Raw genomic sequence first — 3485 nt, 5'->3', positions numbered from 1 at the left:
TTAAACAATTCCCCGATATCAGGCAAATCACCAAACAAATCATTAATATCAGACATACTAAGCTCAAAATTATTAGTGTCAGTAGCAACTCTTGCTTCACTAGCATTTTTACTTGCTTCAAGCTCACGAGGCGACATAATAGCTGAATTATTACCGTCAAGATCTTTGATTGTTTTTGTTTCGCTTTCAAATTTATGACGATCAACCTCGATATCGGTTCTTTGTTTTTGATATTCAAGTCCTTGAGTAAGGATATCATTTGTAGCATTTAAACTACTTACGACCTCCGATAATCCCGATATGACTATGTTAGAAGAACCGACATTAGTGTTAGAATTGTCAGGATTACTAGCATTATTATCAGAAAAATTATTAGAAAGAGCAGAAGCAAGAGAAGAACCCAAAGAAGACGGAAATCGAACAAGAGATTTACGGATTTGATCCAAGACTTGCAATTTACTAAGTTCAAGAGCATTACGAACAGCAAGACTATCGACAAGACTTAATCCCTGAAAATCAGAGGGATTAAGATTGTAAAGCCCTGAAGTATCGAAGTTATGAGCTTCAACACCATCTTTAGAATGATCGGAAATAATATAATTACCACCTGTTGGAATAATCTCACTGTCAGGAGGAAGATTGTCATTACGATTAACAATACGCATGTAATAATCAAACATTTTACGCCTTTTTATGAAGATATAACAGAATCACCACCACGAGGATTATACTCGGGAATAACAGTATCAGGCTCTAAATCCGTAACATAAACGGAAGGACAAACAAGTAAAGTGCCATATTCGGCATCAGATAATACATAACAAATTATATAACTATTATTAGAATTTAACAAGAAAAAACTTGAATTCACATAATAAACACGCTTATTAATAGTATGCAAAACGGGATCATTATCAAAATAAGTTCGATATTGTCCGTTTAAAGACGGTGGAAAAAAAGACATTTTTTGCTCCTTAATATAAATCTAAAACATTTTCTTTTATAGCTAAAAGATATTTATTACCTTTTTTTGGGTAATAACCAAACCTAGACAAAAAACTAGGAATATTAGTTTTTAAAAAATCACTCTCTAAAGTTTTCCAAGCCTCATGACGCTTAAAAAAAGAACCAATAAATGTATTATGAGAGATAAACCCTTTAGAAGCAAAAAAAAACTTACGCACCTTATAAAACTTAGGATCTATAACAAGCATATCACGATCTTTGTTTGCTTCAATAATCATCTTTATTAAATATTCATAAGAATTAAGATTACGCATTAAATTGCTCCTTTAAAATTTCATAAGCATTTACAATAGGACGTTTATAATCATCACTTCTAATTTTTTCCATAGCTATAAAAAAATCATTTAAAGCAAAATAACAAAGAGAACTTAAAGGATTAGTAATATCAAGGCTTTGATTTTTGATAGTTTTTTCATTTCGTAAAAAATTACCAGCTAATTTACTCAAACCATATTCGTGCAAGTCAAGCCCCTCGCGCTCTAAATCTTTTTTAACTTCTTCAAACACTATAAAAAAGTTGTTAGACTCAAAACCTAAATTTGAATATACGGCAGAAACAAAAGCCTTTAAAGCTTTCTTTGCTTTTTTAATATCACGTGTCTTTAAAAGATCATGCATAGACAAAGCATTATTTTTATCATCACCCCAAATCTTGATCATATCCCAAAATTTAAGTCTATTCTCATCAAGCTCGCAACGCTGATATATTTTACGAATACTATCTGTTTGAACCTGATTTTCAGTAATTCGTCTGATTTCATCATCGCTTAAATCATACCATTTACAAATTTGTAAACCTTGCGACCAAAAAGCGGGCAAATGCTTAAATATATAATCGATCTCATCGGTTATATTTTGCGGAATAAGACGCTTAATAGCATAGCGCCCAAACTCCACCTCGTGACGAAAAACATACATATCACGTTTAAAATCAAAACCGTTTAATTCCCATTTTGTATAAATTAGAGTAGAAATATTTTTGTTTTGAATTTGCTTAATTTTGTCATAAATACGAAACATGTGAGGATTTTTACCAAAGCTCACGCCCTCGAAACGAGAAAAACGCATAAAATTATTTATATCAATTTGCGTTAAATCAGTAGTATTAACCGACGTTTCATCACCTTTTATTAACTCGTCATCGTCTCTTTTTGTTTGCTCTGTATAATTGCTTATACGCTTTAAACTTCTAAATTTTAAAAAATCTTGCGGAGTATATTTTATGCCGGTAACATCAGTAGCAAGGTCAAGACGAAGAACAGAAATCTTAAAACACCCCGCAAATATATCGGCTAAAAATTCACGCACCAAATCAAAAGCACGAACGTGTCCGTGTTTTAATAAAAATACGGAACGAAATTGAATTTTTAGGTGATATAGCTGATTACTTTTATATTTAGTATCCGAAATAGTGCAAAATATATCATCATTACTAAAAAAACCAAAATATTGCCCTAAGCCTTTACTTGATACCCTAAAATCACCATAATTAAGACCCAAATCATCTAAAACATATTTTTCACCAAATGATTTAACTTGTTGCGCGTCTGATTTCAACTGACTAATCTTATACACAAATGAAGCAAAATGGGTATTAAATACATTCTCATCAGTGCAATTAACACCAATTACTAGGGTATCGATACCCTGATGAAGTATTTTAAAGTTTGAACTACTGAATATCACAATAAAGCCTTTCTTTAATCTTTTTGAGGTTTGTCCCGCCTAAACCTACTGATAGTCCAGGCGGGGAGCAAAATAAAAACCCCTATTTTTCAGCTTTGAGAGCTGGTTTTAAGCTGTTCAAATTTAAGCATTGCCGTGACAAAGCTATCAATTGCGGACGTAAATTTATTAAACACAATAGTCGGAACAGAGTTATAGGTATCTTTATAAAGTCTATACTCAATTTTTCCAGTTGCGACATATACTTCATTTTCAACAAGAGAAAGATATTGTTCTTGTGATATACGAGTTGTATGCTCTCCGCCACTATTTAAAGCAACGTAAGTTAAATAATAACTATCGTCCCAACGTAAAGGCTCGCCATACTCGTTAAGGACGGGGTTGTTATCTTTATCAACCTTTTCTTTTCCATCGACCTTTCGAAGCTTAATAATTTTAATTTTTTGTTCGAATATATCGCTGTTTTGATTAAGAGCGCTATATAATGCTCTAGCCTGTGCTTCTGTATCAGCCTCAAATAGAGGCGCTGTAGTTTTTGCCATTGTTTCTCCTTTTATTAGTTGAATTTTGATGTTCTTCGATTAAATTTAACAACAAATACTTATTCCCGATTTCTCTATTTAGGGTTGAACGATGAAGCCCACTTTTAGATAGAATAGAGTGTTTTGAAACGGTTTTTTCGGTTTCGAGTAGACAAAGAACACTATAAAGTATCTTCAAGCGAGCAACCGTCATTTTAAATTGCCCTTTATTAGATATTCACTTACAGGGTC

At 32.4% G+C, this 3485-nt stretch carries 4 protein-coding genes and 1 pseudogene; all 5 read right to left on the bottom strand.

Going from position 1 to position 3485, the window contains the following annotated elements; all coding sequences use genetic code 11:
* Positions 1-680: pseudogene (locus tag CCAL9328_RS10380) on the bottom strand (hypothetical protein); the annotation flags it as partial.
* Between the two features lie 11 nt (positions 681-691).
* Positions 692-964 carry a hypothetical protein gene (locus CCAL9328_RS10375; protein WP_170000609.1) on the bottom strand — a complete coding sequence of 91 codons (273 nt, stop codon included), beginning with the start codon at positions 962-964 and terminating at the stop codon, positions 692-694.
* Between the two features lie 10 nt (positions 965-974).
* Positions 975-1280 (bottom strand): hypothetical protein, encoded by a 306-nt coding sequence (locus CCAL9328_RS10370; RefSeq protein ID WP_170000608.1) that lies wholly within the window; start codon positions 1278-1280, stop codon positions 975-977.
* Positions 1273-2712: a hypothetical protein gene (locus CCAL9328_RS10365; protein ID WP_211436853.1), complete on the bottom strand. Its 1440-nt coding sequence runs from the start codon at positions 2710-2712 to the stop codon at positions 1273-1275. The genes CCAL9328_RS10370 and CCAL9328_RS10365 overlap by 8 nt, the downstream gene beginning before the upstream one ends.
* Before the next feature lie 89 nt (positions 2713-2801).
* On the bottom strand, positions 2802-3254 hold the full coding sequence (locus CCAL9328_RS10360) for a hypothetical protein (protein WP_170000607.1): 453 nt from the start codon (positions 3252-3254) through the stop codon (positions 2802-2804).
* Positions 3255-3485 lie beyond the last annotated feature (231 nt).

It is taken from the genome of Campylobacter sp. RM9328 (assembly GCF_012978615.1).
Note: the sequence above shows the minus strand (reverse complement) of the source record. Positions and strands in the feature narration are given on the sequence as shown.

What these genes read in the sequence shown, in the direction of transcription:
- CCAL9328_RS10375 (WP_170000609.1), bottom strand. Translation starts at nt 964, where the DNA reads ATGTCTTTTTTTCCACCGTCTTTAAACGGACAATATCGAACTTATTTT.
- CCAL9328_RS10370 (WP_170000608.1), bottom strand. Translation starts at nt 1,280, where the DNA reads ATGCGTAATCTTAATTCTTATGAATATTTAATAAAGATGATTATTGAA.
- CCAL9328_RS10360 (WP_170000607.1), bottom strand. Translation starts at nt 3,254, where the DNA reads ATGGCAAAAACTACAGCGCCTCTATTTGAGGCTGATACAGAAGCACAG.